16 protein-coding genes, 1 other RNA gene and 1 other annotated feature are annotated in these 20,229 nt (G+C 44.2%); of the genes, 3 read left to right on the forward strand and 14 right to left on the reverse strand.

Annotated elements, in window-relative coordinates; translation table 11 throughout:
- Positions 1–12: 12 nt before the first annotated feature.
- From BM126_RS11005 to BM126_RS22375, 6 genes are all read right to left on the reverse strand, one after another.
- On the reverse strand, positions 13–372 hold the full coding sequence (locus BM126_RS11005; protein ID WP_090989560.1) for a DUF3147 family protein: 360 nt from the start codon (positions 370–372) through the stop codon (positions 13–15).
- Complete coding sequence (locus BM126_RS11010) at positions 363–779, reverse strand: MarR family winged helix-turn-helix transcriptional regulator (RefSeq protein ID WP_090989561.1); 417 nt, start codon at positions 777–779, stop codon at positions 363–365. The genes BM126_RS11005 and BM126_RS11010 overlap by 10 nt, the downstream gene beginning before the upstream one ends.
- Positions 780–928: 149 nt before the next feature.
- A non-coding RNA gene (gene ssrS / locus BM126_RS11015) (6S RNA) lies at positions 929–1,115 on the reverse strand.
- 61 nt (positions 1,116–1,176) lie between these two features.
- Positions 1,177–2,952, reverse strand: coding sequence for an aspartate--tRNA ligase (gene aspS / locus BM126_RS11020; protein WP_090989562.1), 1,776 nt, complete (start codon positions 2,950–2,952; stop codon positions 1,177–1,179).
- Positions 2,953–2,964: 12 nt separating this feature from the next.
- Entirely contained in the window at positions 2,965–4,245 is a 1,281-nt protein-coding gene (gene hisS, locus BM126_RS11025; RefSeq protein WP_090989563.1) for a histidine--tRNA ligase, read from the reverse strand.
- Positions 4,246–4,312: 67 nt separating this feature from the next.
- Positions 4,313–4,549 (reverse strand) — a binding site (T-box leader).
- Positions 4,550–4,621: 72 nt separating this feature from the next.
- Positions 4,622–4,789: a hypothetical protein gene (locus BM126_RS22375; protein ID WP_170846073.1), complete on the reverse strand. Its 168-nt coding sequence runs from the start codon at positions 4,787–4,789 to the stop codon at positions 4,622–4,624.
- 146 nt (positions 4,790–4,935) lie between these two features.
- Here BM126_RS22375 and BM126_RS11030 point away from each other — a divergent pair, with 146 nt between their 5' ends.
- Positions 4,936–6,678 (forward strand): N-acetylmuramoyl-L-alanine amidase family protein, encoded by a 1,743-nt coding sequence (locus BM126_RS11030; RefSeq protein WP_090989564.1) that lies wholly within the window; start codon positions 4,936–4,938, stop codon positions 6,676–6,678.
- Positions 6,679–6,712: 34 nt separating this feature from the next.
- Here BM126_RS11030 and dtd read toward each other — a convergent pair whose 3' ends face one another.
- The 7 genes from dtd to BM126_RS11065 all read right to left on the reverse strand — a co-directional run bounded on the left by dtd (position 6,713) and on the right by BM126_RS11065 (position 17,264).
- On the reverse strand, positions 6,713–7,162 hold the full coding sequence (dtd, locus tag BM126_RS11035; protein WP_090989565.1) for a D-aminoacyl-tRNA deacylase: 450 nt from the start codon (positions 7,160–7,162) through the stop codon (positions 6,713–6,715).
- 13 nt (positions 7,163–7,175) lie between these two features.
- Positions 7,176–9,371 (reverse strand): RelA/SpoT family protein, encoded by a 2,196-nt coding sequence (locus BM126_RS11040; protein ID WP_090989566.1) that lies wholly within the window; start codon positions 9,369–9,371, stop codon positions 7,176–7,178.
- A gap of 1,008 nt (positions 9,372–10,379) precedes the next feature.
- Positions 10,380–10,892: an adenine phosphoribosyltransferase gene (locus tag BM126_RS11045; protein ID WP_090989567.1), complete on the reverse strand. Its 513-nt coding sequence runs from the start codon at positions 10,890–10,892 to the stop codon at positions 10,380–10,382.
- A complete protein-coding gene (recJ, locus tag BM126_RS11050; RefSeq protein ID WP_090989568.1) occupies positions 10,883–13,252 on the reverse strand; it encodes a single-stranded-DNA-specific exonuclease RecJ in 2,370 nt (789 codons plus the stop codon). The genes BM126_RS11045 and recJ overlap by 10 nt, the downstream gene beginning before the upstream one ends.
- Before the next feature lie 56 nt (positions 13,253–13,308).
- Positions 13,309–13,599 carry a LapA family protein gene (locus BM126_RS11055; protein WP_090989569.1) on the reverse strand — a complete coding sequence of 97 codons (291 nt, stop codon included), beginning with the start codon at positions 13,597–13,599 and terminating at the stop codon, positions 13,309–13,311.
- A gap of 110 nt (positions 13,600–13,709) precedes the next feature.
- Positions 13,710–15,956, reverse strand: coding sequence for a protein translocase subunit SecDF (gene secDF, locus BM126_RS11060; protein ID WP_090989570.1), 2,247 nt, complete (start codon positions 15,954–15,956; stop codon positions 13,710–13,712).
- A gap of 987 nt (positions 15,957–16,943) precedes the next feature.
- On the reverse strand, positions 16,944–17,264 hold the full coding sequence (locus tag BM126_RS11065) for a post-transcriptional regulator (protein WP_256213063.1): 321 nt from the start codon (positions 17,262–17,264) through the stop codon (positions 16,944–16,946).
- A gap of 113 nt (positions 17,265–17,377) precedes the next feature.
- Here BM126_RS11065 and spoVB point away from each other — a divergent pair, with 113 nt between their 5' ends.
- Entirely contained in the window at positions 17,378–18,940 is a 1,563-nt protein-coding gene (gene spoVB, locus BM126_RS11070; protein WP_090989843.1) for a stage V sporulation protein B, read from the forward strand.
- On the opposite strand, the gene BM126_RS11075 is transcribed toward spoVB, so the two are convergent.
- Positions 18,934–19,584 (reverse strand): DUF421 domain-containing protein, encoded by a 651-nt coding sequence (locus tag BM126_RS11075; RefSeq protein ID WP_090989572.1) that lies wholly within the window; start codon positions 19,582–19,584, stop codon positions 18,934–18,936. The two genes, spoVB and BM126_RS11075, sit on opposite strands and share 7 nt — an antisense overlap.
- Before the next feature lie 195 nt (positions 19,585–19,779).
- Between BM126_RS11075 and BM126_RS11080 the strand changes: the two genes are divergently transcribed.
- Entirely contained in the window at positions 19,780–20,145 is a 366-nt protein-coding gene (locus BM126_RS11080; protein ID WP_090989573.1) for a TIGR04086 family membrane protein, read from the forward strand.
- Positions 20,146–20,229: the final 84 nt, after the last annotated feature.

Here is a 20,229-nt window from a genome sequence, read left to right on the forward strand (position 1 = left end):
TCACCCCTTTTCTCAGTATATGTTGAAGAATAGAACTTTTATATATTTTACGACATGATCTTGAACCCATAAAAATACCAGCCAGCATGCTACTCCTAAACCAATTGATGTAAATAAATGAATGGAGTTTTGTAAAGCCAGATAAACAGTTATTAACAAAACAGCAGTTGCGGGAAATCCCCAAAGCACTCCTAGTGCAAACTTGCTTAATGTTGCTGTTTCTTCTCCTTGAACATATAGCCATATAATGCTAAGTAAGCTGACAAGCGGAAGAGCAGCTATTATTCCTCCATACGAAGGGAACCTTCTTGAAATCTCCGTAACAACACTGATAACGATAGCTGAAGCAATTATTTTTGCTATTACATACATTGTTTTGCCCGCTCACTTAAAATTTTCAAGGCTTGTTCTACTATATTCACTTCATTTTGGTCGAGTTGTTTCAAAACATCCTCCAATTTTTCTTCATCTAAACTTGTATTTCTATGTAATACTTCTTTACCAGCATCTGTTAAAAAAAGGATTACTTTTCTCTCATCAAAAGGATCTCTTTCCTTTGTTAAATATTTTTTCTCAATCGCTCTTTTAACATGTTCTGAGGCTGTATTATGGGAAACTTGTAAGTATGAAGCTACTTCATTTACCCCTATCTCTTTCTGCTTATCTACAAGCTGAAGAATCCTGATAACTTGGTGGGAGATTTTTTCTTTATGGGGATAATGTAAATGGAAATATATGTCTGTCCAATATTGGTTTAAGAGTGAAACTTTGCTGTTCATTAATACCTCTCCTTTTTATCTTATAATGCGATTATATCGTATAACAGGATATAAAGTAAAGACGTGCTTTAAATACGAATTTCTCTGCCTAAACTAAAAAAACCCCCAGCACATTCAGTACTGGGGGTTGGATTAGACAATATAAAGGCAAGAGTCCCGATTGTGCCGTTTACGCCTTCGTTTTGAACCCGCTCTCCGCAGGTGGGTGCTCGGTTCTGGGCTTCTGTAAGTCCTCCTCGAGGGAAGGCTTTTACGCAGCCTGGAAACTAGGGGCTCCCGTAACTATAAGTGTTCGGTCAAAACTTATAGGTTAAAGAACGTACACATCAGGACTCTTGCTATTGAATGTATCTTATCATATTGTCAGACTATTTTTCAAGAGATATATTATAGGACATTATTCATGTTTTTTTGGTGCAATGCTTAGGGAAAGTTCCTTCAGCTGGCTATCACTTACGCTGCTTGGAGCCGCTGTTAACAGGTCACTTGCACTTGCTGTTTTCGGGAATGCAATGGTGTCGCGCAGGTTCGTGCGGCCTGCCAGCAGCATGACAAGGCGATCAAGTCCAAGAGCGATTCCTCCGTGCGGCGGCGTTCCGTATTCGAAGGCCTCCATCAGGAATCCGAATTGTTCATTTGCTTCTTCAGCAGAGAAACCTAATACTTCGAACATTTTTTCCTGAATGCCGCGTTCGAATATACGAAGAGATCCTCCGCCAAGTTCGTAGCCGTTCAAAACTAAGTCATAGGCTTGTGCGCGGACGCTTGCAGGATCGCTTTCAAGCTTATCCAGGTCTTCGCGGAAAGGCATTGTGAATGGATGGTGAGCTGCAAAATAACGGCCCATTTCATCGTCATATTCAAGAAGCGGCCAGTCTGTCACCCAAAGGAAATTGAACAGGCTTGAGTCAATTAATCCTCTTTCTTTTCCTATTTTAATGCGCAGCGCTCCAAGGGCATCGGCCACAATGCTTTTTTTGTCTGCTACAAACAGCAGAAGGTCGCCGTCTTCGGCTTCAGTGGAGGCAAGTAGTGCTTTTTGTGCTTCTTCGTCAAAGAATTTAGCGATTGGCCCTTTAACAGCGCCCTCTTCAGCTTTAAGCCATGCAAGGCCCTTTGCTCCGTAAACAGCAGCGAATTCGCCAAGAGCATCGATATCTTTGCGGGAATAAGCGGAACCTCCGCCTTTCACATTAATGGCTTTAACCTGTCCGCCATTTGCAACCGCACCAGAGAATACCTTAAATCCGCTGTCTTTTACAAGCTCGGAAAGATCAATCAATTCCATAGCAAAGCGTGTGTCCGGTTTATCAGATCCATAGCGGCTCATTGCTTCATCATAGGTCATTCTTGGGAAAGGAAGGGTTACATCAAGTCCTTTCACTTCTGTCATGACTTTGGCCATCATGTTTTCCGTCATCTTAATGATGTCTTCCTGGCTCAGGAAGCTTGTTTCAATATCGATCTGTGTAAATTCAGGCTGTCTGTCTGCACGCAGGTCTTCATCACGGAAACAGCGGGCAATCTGGTAATATCTTTCTACGCCTGAAACCATCAGCATTTGCTTGAATAGCTGAGGAGACTGCGGCAATGCGTAAAATTCGCCTTCGTGCACACGGCTTGGCACCAAATAGTCACGCGCACCTTCTGGAGTGCTCTTCGTCAAGATTGGCGTTTCAATATCAAGGAAGCCTTCGCTGTCCAGATAGTCGCGGACTGCCTTCGTTGTCTGGTGGCGCATTTTCAATGTCTCGAACATGGCCGGACGGCGCAGATCCAAGTAACGGTATTTCAGGCGAAGATCCTCAGATACTTCCGTTTTGTCTGCAATCATAAAAGGAGGAGTTTTTGCTTCATTAATAATGCTTACAGAATCAGCAGAAACCTCAATTTTTCCAGTCGCGATATTGCTGTTGATGTTGCTTTCGCTCCTTGCAAGCACGGTGCCTGTAATATCAAGCACATACTCTGTACGGATCTTTTCGGCCGTTTCCAGCGCTTCCTTTGAAGCATCCGGATTGAAAACAACCTGGACGATTCCTGAACGGTCTCTAAGATCGATGAAAATCAATCCGCCAAGGTCCCTTCTTTTTTGTACCCAGCCTTTTAATGTAACCTTTTCACCTATTGCTTGTTCAGTGACTTCACCACAGAAATACGATCTCCCAAACATTTCGTTTCCTCCTCAGGATTGCTGCTTTTTAAATTCTTCTACAAATGACTCAAGCGCCATTTCTACTTGCTCGCCTGTTGCCATATTTTTTAAATTGATCTTGTCATTTTCAAGCTCATCATCGCCAAGAACAGCCACATATCGGGCTCCAAGGCGGTCCGCTGATTTGAATTGAGCCTTTGCTTTGCGGTCGAGATAATCCTTTTCAACAGCAAAGCCTGCATTCCGCAGCTGATAGGCAAGCTTAACGGTATAATCTCTTGCAGCATCCCCTAATGAAACAAGATAGCAGTCAATGCCCTGTTCAATCGGAAGCTCTACCTTTTCAGCCTCTAATGCCGCAATCAGCCGCTCGATGCTTAATGCAAAGCCGATCCCTGGCGTTCCCGGTGCATCCGAGCCGCCGATTTCTTCAGCAAGGCCATTGTACCGGCCGCCGCCGCATAATGTTGTAATGGCGCCGAAGCCTTCTGCATCGCTCATGATTTCAAACGCGGTGTGGTTATAGTAATCAAGCCCGCGGACAAGTGTAGGATCCAGGATATATTCAATTCCCAAATCGTCCAGGTGCTGTTTCACCTTTTCAAAATAAGCCACAGATTCTTCATTCAGGTAATCCAAAATGGAAGGAGCTGTTTTCATCAATTCGTGGTCATGATCTTTTTTGCAATCCAGAATGCGCAGCGGATTTTTGTGAAGGCGGTTGTTGCAGTCACTGCAGAATTCATCGATCCGCGGTTCAAAGTGTGCAACAAGCGCATTGCGGTGCGCTGTTCTGCTTTCTTTATCGCCAAGACTGTTCAATACAAGCTTCAGCTTTTTTAAGCCAAGCTCTTTGTACAGGTTCATTGCAAGGGAAAGGACTTCAGCATCAATGGCCGGATCTGCACTTCCCAATGCCTCGATACCGAATTGGACGAACTGGCGGAAGCGTCCTGCCTGCGGGCGTTCATAGCGGAACATTGGGCCCACATAATAAAGCTTTACAGGCTGGTTCGCCCAGCCGAACATTTTATTTTCCACATATGATCTTACAGCTGAAGCGGTACCTTCCGGACGAAGCGTTAAATCACGGTCGCCGCGGTCCTTGAAGGAGTACATTTCTTTTTGCACAATATCCGTCGTATCTCCGACTCCGCGAAGGAAAAGCTCAGTGTGCTCGAAAATCGGTGTCCGTATTTCCTTATACTGATAGCGTCTGCACAGCTCTCTTGCTTTGTTTTCAATATATTGCCAAACCTCTGAAGTACCAGGCAATATATCCTGGGTGCCTCTTGGTATCTGAATCGACATGAATTTTCCTCCTTGCATTTTTTCATGGTAAAAACAAAAAACTCCCGTCCCGTGTAACATCATCGTTACAAGGGACGAGAGTTTGAATTCCCGTGGTGCCACCCTAGTTGAAGCACAGATTCATGCTTCCTCTTAAAAACAGTTAACGCCTGTCTACGTCCATCTCCTACTAAAGATCACTTTTTCAGAGTGAAGCCTACGGAGTGTTCATTCATTAAGGCAGCATGCGGAAATGTTTTCAGCCTGAGGCATTTCCTCTCTTTTCATGTGGTTCTTAACTACTGTTCTCCATCATTGGTTATTGCTTGATATGTAATATAATGTTCTAATCATAAAGACACCCGGTCTAATTGTCAAGACCGGTTTCTGTGAAATCTTAATTTCCTTTTTTATTTTTCAGTTTTTTAACGGCCCTGACATTCATCCCGAATTCTGTGCTGAACTCCATTCCGCTTTGTTCTTTTTGGGTAAAATCCCGGAAATCCACACCTGCCAATTGATTGGCGCCATGCAGGCTCACCTGTCCTTTTTCGCTGAACTTCATGTGTCCATCCTCCTTCAATACTTTCCATTTCCTGCCGATATATAAGCCACAATGACTATTCTTCCCTTTCTCAGCTTTTTTTTGCAGGGAAATTCATTTTTTTATCGAAATTACAGAAGTGGAAAAAGGAGGCCTATTATTAACAGATGAAAAAAAACAGAGTGTTCGCTATACTTACAGCCCTCCTGCTTTTAACTTTGCTTGTGCCATCGCTGAATGTTAAAGGAGAAAGCAGCAAAAACATCACAGTTCCATCTGGGACCGTAAATGTGCGTCAGGGACCTGGTTTAACGTATCCGGTGATCACAAAAATATCCTCTGGTGAAAACTATGAGGTGGCCAGTGAAGATGGAGACTGGTATAAGATACATACAAGCTCGGGTGAAGGCTGGGTCGCAAACTGGCTGGTATCTGCCTCATCCCGTGAAGAACAAACGGAAACCGCCCTAAACTCACGAAAGGGCACCATTACAGGGAGCTCAGTCCGGGTCAGAACAGGGCCAGGTACTGATTTTCAGATCGTTGGCAAACTAAAAAAGGGAACTTCGGTCAGCATTATCGAAACTAGCGGAAATTGGGTGTCCATCGCCTCAAAGGATGATAATGGCTGGATTTCGGCAGATTTCATCACTGCTGGTGTGAAGGAAAAAGAGAAGAAGAAGAAAGAAAAGCAACAGTCTTCTTCAGGAAAAACAGGAACCATAACAGGAAATCATATCAATCTGCGCTCAGCACCTTCGCTTAACGGAGGGGTGCTCGGAAAGCTTGGCAAAAATGAAATTGTATCTGTAATCAGCGAAGAAGAGGGCTGGGTGCAAGTTCAGGCTGAAAATACTGCAGGCTGGGTTTCACATCAATACATACAAATAAACGGTGACAAAAAGAAACAAAAACATGATGCTGTGGCCAAAATCACGGCAGATGATCTGATTGTCCACGAAACTCCCTCCCTATTAGGCAAGGTGATCGGAGTCGTCCATTCGGGAAAAACCTTTCCGATTCTGGATGAGTTAGGCAATATGACGAAAATCAAAATATCCGATTCAAAATCAGGCTGGGTGATGAACTGGTTTACAGTCAGGGAGAATGTGAAAGCACAGACACCGAAAAAAGATGACTTTAAAAACAGTACAGCAGAAATTATCCACGACGGCACAAGCATCCGCAAAAGTCCTGATACGAATGCTGCCATTGTAAAACGCGCCCATACAGGTGAGACCTATAAAATACTTGATGTAAAGAAGAACTGGTGCAAAATTCAGCTTCCATCAGGAAAAACCGCCTATGTAGCAGGCTGGGTCATCTCGATAAAGGGAAGCATGCAGCAAATTGAAAAAGAAGGCATTGAAAAGTATCTCACAGGCAAAACCATTGTGCTTGATCCGGGACATGGCGGCAGGGATAACGGCACAACCGGAATGAGGGGCACTCTTGAGAAAAACCTTACACTCCGGACAGCCCTCCTGCTCAGCGCCAAGCTTAGGGCAGCTGGTGCCAATGTCATTTTAACGAGAAGCAATGATACATATATCCCTCTGACTTCACGTGTTGCAACAGCACATATCCATAATGCCGATGCTTTTGTCTCCATGCATTATGACAGCACACATGATGAGCTTGTCAGCGGGCTCACTACTTATTATTATCATGACTACCAGCAGCAGCTTGCGATGGCCTTAAACAGCTCCCTGCAATCCTCGCTGCAAGTCAAAAACCGCGGCTGGCGTGTTGGAGATTACCATGTAATCCGCGAAAACAAACGTGCCGCCGCTTTGATCGAACTTGGCTATCTGAGCAATCCGGCCGAGGAAGTCATGATCACATCAGACTCCTACCAGGAAACACTTGCACAGAGCATCTATACGGGGCTTGCCCGGTACTTCAAATAAGTAAAGCCTGCAGCACTTACGCTGCAGGCTTTACTTATTTCTTCTCTTTACTGTCAATAATCAGGGTTACCGGTCCATCGTTCGTAAGCTGAACATCCATCATAGCGCCGAATTGGCCTGTTTCAGTAACAATTCCTTTTTTGCGGAATTCTTCGTTGAACAGTTCATAGATGTTGTTTGCTTCTTCAGGCCTGGCCGCTTCCATGAAGTTTGGGCGCCTGCCTTTTCTGCAGTCCCCGTACAGGGTGAATTGGGAAATCGAAAGAACAGCCCCGCCAACATCGATGAGAGAGAAATTCATTTTTTCATTTTCATCTTCAAAGATGCGCAGGTTGGCAATCTTGTCCGCCAGGTACGCGGCATCCTCGGCTGTATCGCCGTGTGTGACCCCGACAAGCAGGACAAGGCCAGATTCGATTTCTCCTATTGTTTCATCATTCACAATCACTCTCGCTGCTTTTGAACGCTGTACGACGACACGCATGCTATCAGACTCCTTAGTTCATGATCCTTCTTACGGAATAAATATCAGAAATTTGCTTGATCCGATCGACGACCTTTTGAAGATGGCTGATGTTATGGATCATGATCGACATGTTGATGGTCGCGACTTTATTGCGGTCAGATTTACCTGACACCGCAGAAATATTTGTTTTCGTTTCATTGACCGCCTGCAGCACCTCGTTCAGCAGTCCTCTTCTGTCATAGCCTGAGATTTCGATATCTACGTTATATTCCTTGCGGTCATTTAATGAGCTTTCCCATTCAACAGGAATTAAGCGGTTTTCCGCCTCGTCTGTTTCAAGGTTAGAGCAGTCGGTGCGGTGAACGGATACGCCTCTCCCTTTGGTGATGAAGCCGACAATATCATCGCCAGGCACCGGATTGCAGCATTTGGATAACCGGATCAGCAGGTTATCGATGCCTTGCACACGCACTCCAGACTCCCTTTTCTTGTTCTTATGGAAGGATTTAAGTTCAGAAACAGCTTCGGAAATGGTCGGTTCCTGTTCCTGCTCTTTTTTCTTCCGCAGCTTTTCAGTCAGGCGGTTTGCAATTTGAAGAGCCGTAATGCCGTTATACCCGACAGCCGCGTACATATCTTCTTCATTTGAAAAATTGAATTTCTCAGAAACGCGTTTGATATTTTCGGCGGTCATGACTTCCTTCAAATCAAATTCCATATTTTTAATTTCTTTTTCAACAAGCTCTTTGCCTTTTTCGATGTTCTCATCACGGCGCTGCTTTTTGAAGAACTGGCGGATCTTATTTTTAGCCTGTGAAGTCTGGGTGAGCTTGAGCCAATCCGGACTTGGGCCGTATGAATGCTTGCTTGTCAGAATTTCAATGATATCGCCGGTTGCAAGCTTATGGTCAAGCGGGACCATTTTGCCGTTCACCTTGGCACCGATCGTTTTATTTCCGATCTCCGAGTGAATGCGATACGCAAAATCAATCGGATTGGAACCTGACGGCAGTTCTATGACATCGCCTTTTGGCGTAAAAATGAACACCATATCCGAAAACAGATCAATTTTAAGAGACTCCATGAATTCTTCTGCATTTGTGGCATCATCCTGGAACTCTAGAATCTCCCTGAACCATGTCAGCTTATCTTCAAGCGAAGATTGTTCATCGATTTCTTTTCCTTCTTTATAAGCCCAGTGAGCCGCTATCCCGTATTCAGCGATCCGGTGCATGTCGGTCGTCCGGATCTGAACCTCAAGCGGGTCGCCTTTTGGACCGATTACCGTCGTATGAAGAGATTGGTACATATTCGGTTTCGGCATGGCTATATAGTCCTTGAACCTGCCTGGCATCGGCTTCCAGCATGTATGGATAATCCCAAGAACCGCATAGCAGTCCTTGATGCTGTTCACCACAATACGCACGGCAAGCAAATCATAAATCTCGCTGAATTGTTTATTCTGAAGGGCCATTTTGCGGTAAATACTGTAGATGTGTTTAGGGCGGCCTGAAATATCAACCTTGATATTGACTTCGTCTACGCGGTCACGAACTTCATCAATAACTTCTTCAAGATATTGCTCGCGTTCAGCGCGTTTTTTCTTCATCAAGTTCACAATCCGGTAGTACTGCTGCGGATTTAAGTATCGAAGGGCTGTATCTTCCAGCTCCCATTTGATCGTGCTGATTCCGAGACGATGTGCCAGAGGAGCGAAAATTTCGAGTGTTTCGTTTGAAATCCGGCGCTGCTTTTCATGAGGAAGATGCTTGAGCGTTCTCATATTATGCAGTCTGTCGGCAAGTTTAATCAAAATGACCCGGATATCCTGGGCCATGGCAACAAACATTTTCCTGTGGTTTTCTGCCTGCTGTTCTTCTTTGGATTTATATTTTATTTTTCCGAGCTTGGTTACGCCATCAACGAGCATTGCCACTTCCTCGCTGAAGCTGTCTGCAAGATCCTTGAGCGTAACGTCCGTATCCTCCACTACATCATGAAGAAATCCTCCGGCAATTGTCGAAGCATCCATTTCAAGGTCAGCCAATATTCCCGCAACCTGGATCGGATGGATGATATACGGTTCGCCAGATTTGCGGAACTGCTCGCGGTGAGCATGCTCGGCAAATTTGTATGCCCTGTGAATAAAGGCAGCATCATCTTCTGAAAGGTATCGTTTTGCCCGTTCAACAACCTGCTCGGCTGTCATTATTTGATCATTAGCCATGAAATCACCTTTACCCCTTAACCGGCACCGAAAGTTCTCTATTTATATAAACTGCCGGCTTCAGTCTGTTTAGTTCAACTGCCTATCGTTTGTCGGACTTTTTTGCATAACCTGACAATTTTTGCACTGGCTATCTGCATGAACGAATCCGGCTATGGGATAGAAGTTTCGCATTTTATCCAAAACCTGAGAGTGAAAAAACATTATTATTACTATTATCGAGAAAATAACAAGAGATGTAAAGCGTTTAGGTACGGTTTTCTGTATTATATGCCGATTTTTTACTGGCAAATCAAGTTTTTTTTATACCTGAGTGCTGCAAACCCTGCTTTTAGCCCAGGAAATGGAGGTGAAATGATGAGTTCGCAGTACATTCAGGGGGGGAATTCTTTTAGACAGTATTAAAAAGTAGAACGAAATGACTGTAACCTCTGTTAAAGGGTCACTTACCTTTAAGAATATCGCTGTCTGTCAGCAAGCTCTTATGACACTGGGTTTTTCTCGCATGGATTTGGAATTCTGTAAAAAACTAAATTACTTTTTATAATAAAACAAACATTTGATACGCTTTTTTTGGAAAAACACTCATGATCTGAGGAGCACCCCCTCGATATATGGCTATTAATACAATGTTTTCAACTGATCATTTTCCATTAAAATGGAAAATAAGTTCAAATAGCCCCTGATTAGAGCCAATTACCTCTCCATTCAAGCGAAATACCCTTCCATTAGAGCCAAATCCACCTTGATTCGAGCGAAATATCTCTAAGAACAAAACAGACTTTCTCTAGCATCCTATTCCACTGGTTTTTTTTGAAAAAGACTCGTCTGGATCTGGAATTCCGTAAGAAACTAGATTCCTTTTTATAACAAAATACACTTCCAGAGGATGGCTGGCTTTACCGGGCTGCTTTATCTGCTGGAAATCAAAATCCCCCCGCTGTTAGCAGCAGAACTCTAGAAAAATAGGAAAAGCACTCCCCTAATGGAAGTGCTTTTTCGTACTGCTTAGTAGGTCATCAATGTGAAAACGTCGTAACCGTTAAGTTTTTCTTTTCCATCCAGGTACGAAAGCTCGATAAGGAATGCGATTCCTGCAACTACGCCGCCAAGTTCTTCAACTAGCTTGATTGTTGCTTCGATTGTTCCGCCTGTAGCCAGCAAATCATCTGTAATCAATACGCGCTGTCCTGGCTTGATGGCATCTTTATGGATGGTCAATACGTCTTTGCCGTATTCTAAGCCATAATCCACCTTCATTGTTTCACGGGGAAGCTTGCCTTCTTTTCTTACAGGTGCAAAACCTATTCCAAGAGAGTAAGCGACCGGACATCCGATAATGAATCCTCGGGCTTCTGGTCCAACGATGACGTCAATGCTTTTATCCCGGGCATATTCAACAATCTGGTCTGTTGCATATCTATATGCATCTCCATCATTCATTAATGGAGTGATGTCTTTAAACTTGATTCCCGGTTTCGGCCAGTCAGGCACGATTGTTACAAATTGCTTTAAATCCATTGCTTTGTTTCCTCCTCAAGGTCTGATGCCTCATGAGCTAATTGACTGAACCAATCGAATAATTGCTGATAAGAAGAATAAACAAGCTCTTTTTCAAGCTCAAATTGCTCTTTCTTTCCTTTAAAAGATTCTGATTCACTCAAATCGCGTTTGCTCGCTTTTTGCGCAAGCATAATTAACCCATTCTCTATTGTAACAAAATCCAGCTCAAAAAACACCTTTGAGATAAAATCAATTGTATCCCGCGACCATCCGCGGTATTTGGCGATGTCATCTCCATACCTTTTAATATCAAGCGGGCCTCTTTTTGATATATATGCATAAAACCATTTAAAATGATCGCGGGTCGGCATGGTGCTTAAGAAATTTTCCTGCTGGTGGTAAAAGTGTGCATAAATCCGTTCTGGCGTTTTGCCGGATATCAGCTTTTCAATCAGGCTGCGCCGCGGCGGCATGTCCATTAACACCAGGTAACTTCCATCAAGCATCAGCTGTTCTGCTTCATGATCTTCTTTAATATGCACTAAATCATCGATTTTCTGTAAAAATGGATAATGTGTTAACGTATCCTCAGAAAAAACGACTGTCTTTCTTGTTTCGGCTGGAATTGCGCCAAGCCATTTTTCTGCTCCATTCAAGCCCCTGTAATCAAAAAGCTGCCATTGTTCCACAGCAAGATCTGCCAGAAAAATCTGCGGCTTGCGGACATTGTTCCATTCATTCACAGAAAGCTCCCCGATGACAGATATCTTAGCAAGCGGGGATAAATGGTCGAATTTGTGTCCAAGATTAAAGCCGACTCCATCGAGTGCCGTTTCATTTTTCTTAAGCTGCAGCTTCAGATGGTTTTGATTTGCCCCGATTTTGCGGATGCCTGCTATCTCTGATTTCTCAATAAGGATTTTCGGTTTGGGGTTGCCCATTCCAAATGGAGCAAGCAGGTTCATTTCTTCAATTGTCTGGATGCTGATGTCTTCTAAAGAAGCGATGCCATCTAGCATGGTGACTGGCATAAAATCCTCTTCTGTCAGCTGTTCTTTGGCAAGCGCATTTAAGCGGCTTCTAAGCTCTGCTACATCCTCGATTTTCAGCGTCATGCCCGCTGCCATCGGATGGCCGCCAAAATGGGGAAGCAGATCGCGGCATTCTGAGAGATTTTTAAACAAATCAAATCCCATAATGCTGCGCGCTGATCCCTTGGCAAGACCCTTTTCCCTGTCAAAGCTCAGCACAATGGCAGGACGGTAAAAGCGTTCTACTAGCTTTGAAGCTACAATTCCCACAATTCCGGAATTCCATCCTTCCTGGCCGACAATCAGGACACCATTATCCCCCGGCGGATACAGCTCTTCCACCTGCCGGATTGCTTCTTCCGACGTCGTCTGCACAATCGCTTGCCTTTCTTTATTCATTGCATCTATTTCATCGGCTATGCTGTCAGCTGTCTCAGCATCTTCTGCCATAAGCAAATCCACAGCAGGGTCCGCATCTCCAAGCCGGCCCGCCGCATTGATGCGCGGCGCCATACCAAAACCAATGGATTCTTCATTCAACTCCTGCTGCTTTGTACCGGACTTCTTGATCAAAGAAACCAGGCCAGGCCGTTTTGTTTGCCGAAGCTTGGCTATTCCGCGCGCTGCAATCAGCCTGTTTTCCCCGAATAAAGGCACCAGGTCGGCAATCGTGCCGATGGCTGCTATCTCCAGTAAATCTTCAGGAAGCTCTCCAAGAAGCGCATGTGCAAGCTTAAACGCCACACCTACACCTGCAAGATCCTTGAACGGATAAGGATTTCCCTCAATCTTCGGATGAATAATCGCCAGTGCCTCAGGAAGCTCAGGCCCCGGCTCATGGTGATCGGTGATGATATAATCCATGCCAAGCTCTTTTGCAATCCTTGCTTCCGCTACCGCAGAAATCCCTGTATCTACCGTGATCATTAATTTTACGCCTTCATCCGCAGCTAGGCGGAAGGCCATTTCGTTCGGGCCATAGCCTTCTGTGAAACGGTTCGGGATATAAAAATCAGCATTGGCACCCAGACGGTTAAGGGCAGTCATCATGACAGTCGTTGAGCTGACGCCATCCGCGTCGTAATCTCCAAAAATCCTGATCTTCTCATTATTTGAAATGGCTTTTTTTATTCTGTCTGCTGCAATATTCATATCTTTCATTAAAAACGGATCATGAAAGGAATCTTTATTTGTAAATAAAAAGGACTGTGCTTCTTCAACTGTCTTAAGTCCGCGATTGGCTAACAGCGTCGCAGCCAAAGGTGTTAAATGAAGCTGTCCTGCTAATGTTTCAACTATATGGGAATCAGCGCTTTGTACGTTCCAGCGTGTTCTTGGCTTTAACATAAATTCACCCCTCAGCCTATTAATTATACAAAAGGCGGCGAGGGGTTTCAAATACATTATTCATTTAGGGGTGCTTTGCCTTCTATCATTTCTTCTTTCACAGGATCCGTGTTTGCCTCTTTTTCAAGCGCCCGGATTCTTCTGCGAAGGGTGAAAATCTTCACCATGCTGATCATGCCGACAATAAACCCGCCCATCAGAACAGAACCTAATATCACTAAAATGAGAGGTGAATTTGCCTTGCCGAAAAGATAATTCACGGTTACAGAATCCACATTGATTACAGCAAATGTTGCAATGATAATAGCAAAAACAAGAGACAGCAAAAACATCCATTGAACCTTCATCACATTCACCTCTCTAACAGATGATATGTAATATAGCTACCCATTCAGTACTCACCCATAAACAAAAAAGAAAGGCCGGCACATCCAATGTGTGCTGGCCTTTCCACTTATTAAACGGTGCCTTCTGTACTTTGTCTTTTTTCAGGTACTGTTTTCAGCGTGCCTTTTTTCTTCAATTCCTTAATCTTAAGATCGACCCAGAACTGGGAAGCAATGAAAAGAGAAGAATACACGCCGCATAACAGGCCAATCAATAACGCAAGCGAGAAGTTGCGGATTGATTCACTGCCGAAGATGAGAAGCGCAATGACTGTGATAACCACCATCAGCACGGTATTGATTGAACGTGTCAGCGTTTGGCGGATACTGATGTTCACAATATCCTTCAGCTCTTCTGGAGTTTTGATCCTTTTTTTCATTCTTAAATTCTCACGGATCCGGTCAAATGTAACGATTGTATCATTGATGGAATATCCGATAATCGTCAGCACGGCAGCAATGAAGGTAATGTCCACTTCAATCCTGAATACACTGAACAGCGTGATGATGAAGAATGCATCATGTATCAGGGCTACAACAGCCGGCACAGCCATTCTCCACTCAAATCGGATGGTTACATAAATGATGATTCCAATTGAAGCGATGATAACGGCTTTAATGGCATTTTTCGCAAGCTCTTTGCCGATTGTAGGCGATACTGTGCTTACGTTCGGCTCATCTCCGTAGACTTGTTTCATATGATCCTTCAGACTGGAGATTTCTGATTTATCCAGAACCCCTTTAATCCGGACGATCCAGGTTTTATTGTTTTTGCCTGCAGAAACAATATCCTCTGTTTTGATATCCATTTTATCGAATTCGCTTTGAATATTCTCAGTTGTTAAAGCATTCTTGGCAGTGAATTCCACTCGGGAACCGCTGCTGAAATCAATTCCAAGGTTCAGCTTGAACACGAACAGGAAAATAATCCCGATGATTGTAACACCAATGGAAATTCCGTAAAACACTTTGCGGAACTTTACGAAGTCAAGCTTATCAAAGTGTGTCGGCATATCCATTGTGTCAATTTTTTCATTCAGGCTGTGAATGTCCTTTTTGCGGACACCGAACCATCCTGGACGTTTATTCACCACTCCGCTGTTCACCCACATACCAAGGAACCACCTTGTTCCATAAACAGCCGTGATGAAGCTCATAAGGATGGAAATGATCAATGTTGTCGCAAATCCTTTTACAGAGCTTGTACCGTAGAAAAATAATACAGCTGCTGCAAGGATGGTTGTTAAGTTTGCATCAATAATAGTCGCAAGCGAGTGCTTGTTTCCTTCAGCAAAGGCGGATTTGATTGTCCGGCCGATCCTTAGTTCGTCCTTGATCCGCTCGTAGGTGATGATATTGGTATCAACTGCAATCCCGACTCCAAGTATCAATGCGGCGATGCCCGGAAGCGTCAGCACAGCATTCATCCAGTCAAACACCACAAGGGTAAGGAAGATATAAATCGCAAGCGTAACAACCGCAATAAGTCCTGGCAGACGGTAGTACACAAGCATGAACAGGAAGATGGCAGCTATGCCGATAATTCCGGCATAAATCGTTTCATGCAGGGCCTGCTGTCCGAACTGTGCTCCAACAGATGTGGAGTACGTTTCCTTAAGGTCTACAGGCAATGCACCTGCATTCAATAAGTCAGCAAGATCTTTTGCTTCTTTCAGTGAAAACTGACCGGTAATCAAAACCGTATTCTGGTTGAAAACCTGGCTTACCCGAGGATCGGATATCATATTATCCTGGGTTTCTTTTTTCTTGATTGAATCTTTTCCTTCTTTAAAATCCATCCATATTGCCAGGATATTTGTCGGAACTGGCATAGATGAAATTTTTTGTGTAACCTGCTTAAATTTATTAGGATCCTTAAGCGTTACTTCTACGACAGGATTGTTATCCTGAAACGATTGCTTCGCGCTTTTAATATCAGCGCCTGTCATCATTTCTTTATCGTTGTAATCACGGAAAGACAGTTTCGCCGTTGTGGACAGAATCTTACGTGCATTATTCTGATCCTTCACACCCGCCAATTGAACGCGGATTCTGTCATTTCCTTCAATCTGGATGCTTGGTTCGCTGACTCCAAGAACGTCCACACGCTTTCTGAGTGCTGTAGCGGCACTCACCAGCTGCTTTTCATTCGGTTTCTTTCCGTCAAGCGTCTTCACCTGATAAAGCACCTCAAAACCGCCCTGCAGGTCAAGCCCCAGCTTGACTTTGTCGAGCAATCCCTTTGTTGTTGTGCCCATCCCTGTGAAAATCAAGATCGCAATCAGGAAAAACGCAACGAGTCTGCTTCTTTTTACCATTATGTAGTAGGCCCCTTTCTTTATACGCCTTATTCTTCCGGTATTTAATGATGGGTAAATCACCACTAAACACCATGATGTTCTGATTAGGACCTGCCTGACCAAACGATAAAAGCGTATCATAAAAAAACAAAATATCTATCCTAATAGCCCCGAAAAACAAGGCTTGTACCACAATTTCTCTTTATTTGCCAAAAAACGCCCGCAACATACTCATTATGATTCAATTTCAAAAGCCTGTCAATTTAAGATTATCTATAAAGCGGAAGCGCCTTGTTCAGCTCGCGAAGCAAATAGGGTTTTGGCCTTGGAAGGCGCTCTTTGCCTTCCGAGGACAAAACATCTTTTGCACAGCGAGCTAGGCGCTGGAGCTAGATTACATAAAAAGCGCAAGCGCCTGTTCAGCCTCGACCAGCATAAGGCGCGTAAGAATAGAAGGCGCTCTTTGCCTTCAATTCTTGCGTGGCTTATGACCTCGAGAGGCTAGGCGCTGGAGCTGGATTATCTATTAAGCGGAAGCGCCTTGTTCATAGGATCAAAGACTAAGAACGCCTCGTCCTGCGGCAACGTCTTTGTGACCCCCATCCTGGGGGCCTAAGCAAATAGGGTTTTGGCCTTGGAAGGCGCTCTTTGCCTTCTGAGGACAAAACATCTTACAAGGAACGAAGGCTAAAAGCTCTGCATCCTGCAGAAACTCCTTCATGACCTGCATCCTGCAGGCCTCAGCGAGCTAGGCGCTGGAGCTGGATTACATAAAAAGCGCAAGCGTGTAGAGGATCAAAGACTAAGAACACCGCGTCCTGCCGCAACGTCTTTGTGACCCCCATCCTTGGGGCCTCCGACCTGCATAAGACGCGTAAGAATAGAAGGCGCTCTTTGACTTCAATTCACTTATGACCACGAGGTGCAGGCAAAAAACAAATATATTAATATTCAGAAAAATAAACTGAGAACTGGCTGCAGGCTCGCCCCTTTTGGCCTCCAGCCCTAGTCCCTGAACAGCTCAGCAAGCTCTTCCAGGGAATTTCCGTCGAGCAGGCTTGGACCTTTATAGGCTTCTATGGTTGTGAAGGTCATGAAGGTGCCGGGGGCCAGGGACAGGATGTCATCCATAATTTCATAAATGTGAATGTCCTCAATCGGCTTTTTCCATTTTTTCTTGATCAGGCATTGCCAGATATCTTCTTCCTTCACAGCATCGAAACCCAGCAATTGCAGTTCCTCTTTTTTATTCTTCAGCGCTGGCAGCATATGCCCGTAATAAGCCTGATACGGATGCTTTTCTTCCATGACCATACCCTCTTTCATTTTAGGGTGAAAAGCAAGTTTTTTAAGTCAGCTTGTCATGCTTTGTCCAGCTTCATGCATATAGATAATTGTATATGATATCAGCTTTTTTGAGAAGGCAGGGATTGGATAAGATGTCAAAATTTTTAAAAGGGACGCTGATTCTTCTTTTAGCCAGTTTAATCACTCGGGTATTGGGCTTTATCAATAGAATTGTCATCGCCCGGTTTATTGGTGAAGAAGGCGTTGGCTTATATATGATGGCACTTCCGACTCTGTTTCTTGTCGTGAATATCACCCAGCTTGGCCTGCCTGTCGCCATATCGAAGTTTGTGGCAGAGGCGGATGCCAAGGGCGATGAAAAGAAAATCAAGAAAATCCTGATTGTAGCCATTACATGCACCTTTTCTCTTTCGATGATTTTCACTCCAGCCATGCTTATCTTAGCGCCTAAGCTGTCCGATACGCTTTTCACTGATTCGCGCACGGTTTGGCCATTAATGGCCATAGCACCGATTGTGCCTATTATTGCGGTATCATCTGTCATCAGGGGATATTTCCAAGGAAAGCAGAATATGAAGCCATTCGCCTTTTCACAGGTGATTGAACAGATTGCCCGGATTACCTTTATTGCCGTTTTAACAAAAGCGTTTCTTCCTTATGGAATTGAATTTGCAGCTGCAGGGGCGATGTTTGCCTCTATTATCGGGGAATTGGTGTCGCTGGTGTATTTAATGACTGCGTTTAAGTTAAAGAAGCATTTTAAGGTCAGAAAGAACTTTTTTGGCATGGTGAAATCAGGAAAAGGAACCTTCCAGGAATTGATGAGCATCGCCCTTCCCTCAACAGGAAGCCGATTCATCGGATCTTTGGCATGGTTTTTCGAACCGATTGTAGTGGCGCAAAGCCTGGCACTTGCTGGTGTCTCTGCCTCCATGGCAACAAGGCAGTATGGTGAGCTGACCGGATATGCACTTCCGCTTTTGATGCTGCCATCGTTCGTGACCACATCACTTGCAACTTCACTCGTTCCTGCCGTAAGCGAGGCAAATTCCAGAGGCGATGTTTTGCTTGTCGAGCGCAGGCTTCAGCAGACATTAAGAATTACCTTCGTCACCGGGTGCCTTGCTGTTGTCTCGATGTTTGTTCTGGCAGAGCCGATTCTGCAGGTGATGTACGGATCATCCAATGCCGCTGTCTTTATAAAATTCCTCGCTCCTTTTTTCATTTTGTTTTATTATCAAATGCCTCTGCAGTCCATGCTTCAGGCAATGAATCTGGCAAAGTCAGCCATGTTCAACAGCCTTGCAGGTGCGATTGTTAAGATTGCCATCATCTGGCTTCTCGCTTCAAAAGAGAACTTCGGGATCATGGGAGCCGCAATAGGAATTGCCGTCGGAACGATTTTAGTTACATTCCTGCACTTTACGACCATTATTAAAATTATTCCCTTCACACTGAAATTCCGGGATTATGCCATACCGCTCGCAATAGCCTTTGCCGCTGGCTGGTGCGGTGATTATACATACCGCACGCTGCTTTATGGAGAACCAGTAGTGCCGCGCCTGCTCCTATCGCTCGCTGTCATTACGATCACCTATACCTTTTTATTGCTTTTGACAGGCGGAATCAAAAAGAAGGAACTAAAGCGGATACCTGTTGTCGGAAACATGCTCTCTAAATTAGCCTTTCACTGACTGTCCTGTTCGTCAATATACAGTTTTCCATCAATGCAGGTGCAAAATGAAACCTGGCTGATGGAATGATAGCCTTGCCTGTTCAGCTGCTGCAGAAGCCATTTTTCATCCTTATGCAGCCTGGAGAGGCTTTTTTCCTGTATCACCCCGTCTATGATTAATGGGAACGGCGAAACCTTTTCCTGCTTTTCCCCCTGTTTTTTTTCAATCACAGAAAGCTGGCCGGATGGCTCCAATATCGCATATTCCACTTCCCCGATATTGAGGATGTCTTTTTCACGCAGCTGTGAAAGCAAATCATCAAAATTATAGCGCTGCTTCCTCATCACATGTTCATCTATTTTCCCCTGGCTGATAATGATCGAAGGTTTTCCGTCGAGCACCTCCCTGAATTTCTGGCTTTTTAGAGAAAGTAAAGCCAGGATAATTTGAATAATCATCAAAAGAACCATAGGCAAAATGGACTTTACTATCGGAATATCAGGGTTCTCAATGGAAAGGACAGCCATTTCTCCAATCATGATAAACACCACTAAATCCAGGATGCTTAATTCACCGATTTCCCGTTTTCCCATCAGCCTGAAAATGACCATCATCACTAAATATAAAATAAGGGTCCTTATTATCACTCCTGCATATTCCATTATGAAAAGCCCCTTTCATTTTTGGCATCGATATCATTAGAATGGCTGGTTTTGTCAGGAATAATGCGTGTTTAAACTTACCATTCCATTTGTTCTAAAAAAATGCCCCCCTGAATATGCTTGTACAAAGACACATATAGCGTGGTGCTCAGAATAGAGGCTTGAAGGGAGAGGAAAATCATCGAAACAAAAAAGATGGGTTCAGCAATTTTATACGGTGCGGGTGTCATCTTCGTCCTCGCAATTATTTCGAGCTTTATCTTCTCGATTCTGCTCCGATTTACAAGCGTGACCGAGACCTCACTCACGTATATCATTATGGCTGCTTCGTTTATTTCCCTGTTTATCGGAGGATTCATCTCTGGCGGAAGGGGCAAAAAGCAAGGCTGGATGCTCGGGGGAGGAACTGGGCTGCTTTATCTTATTATCATCATGCTATTTAAATATCTTGGACACGACTCCCTCTTTTCACTGAAAGAATGGATTTATCAGGGCTGCTTTATTTTAACGGCCATGATGGGCGGCGTGCTCGGGGTCAACTTAAGCTCCAATTCGAAGTGATTTTTTCGGACAATCATCAATTGGCTCGAATGCAGGGATATTTCGCTCTAATCAAACCCGATTTCGCTCTAATCAGGGCTGATT

It is taken from the genome of Bacillus sp. OV322, from assembly GCF_900112495.1.
Taxonomy (GTDB): Bacteria; Bacillota; Bacilli; order Bacillales; family DSM-1321; genus Peribacillus.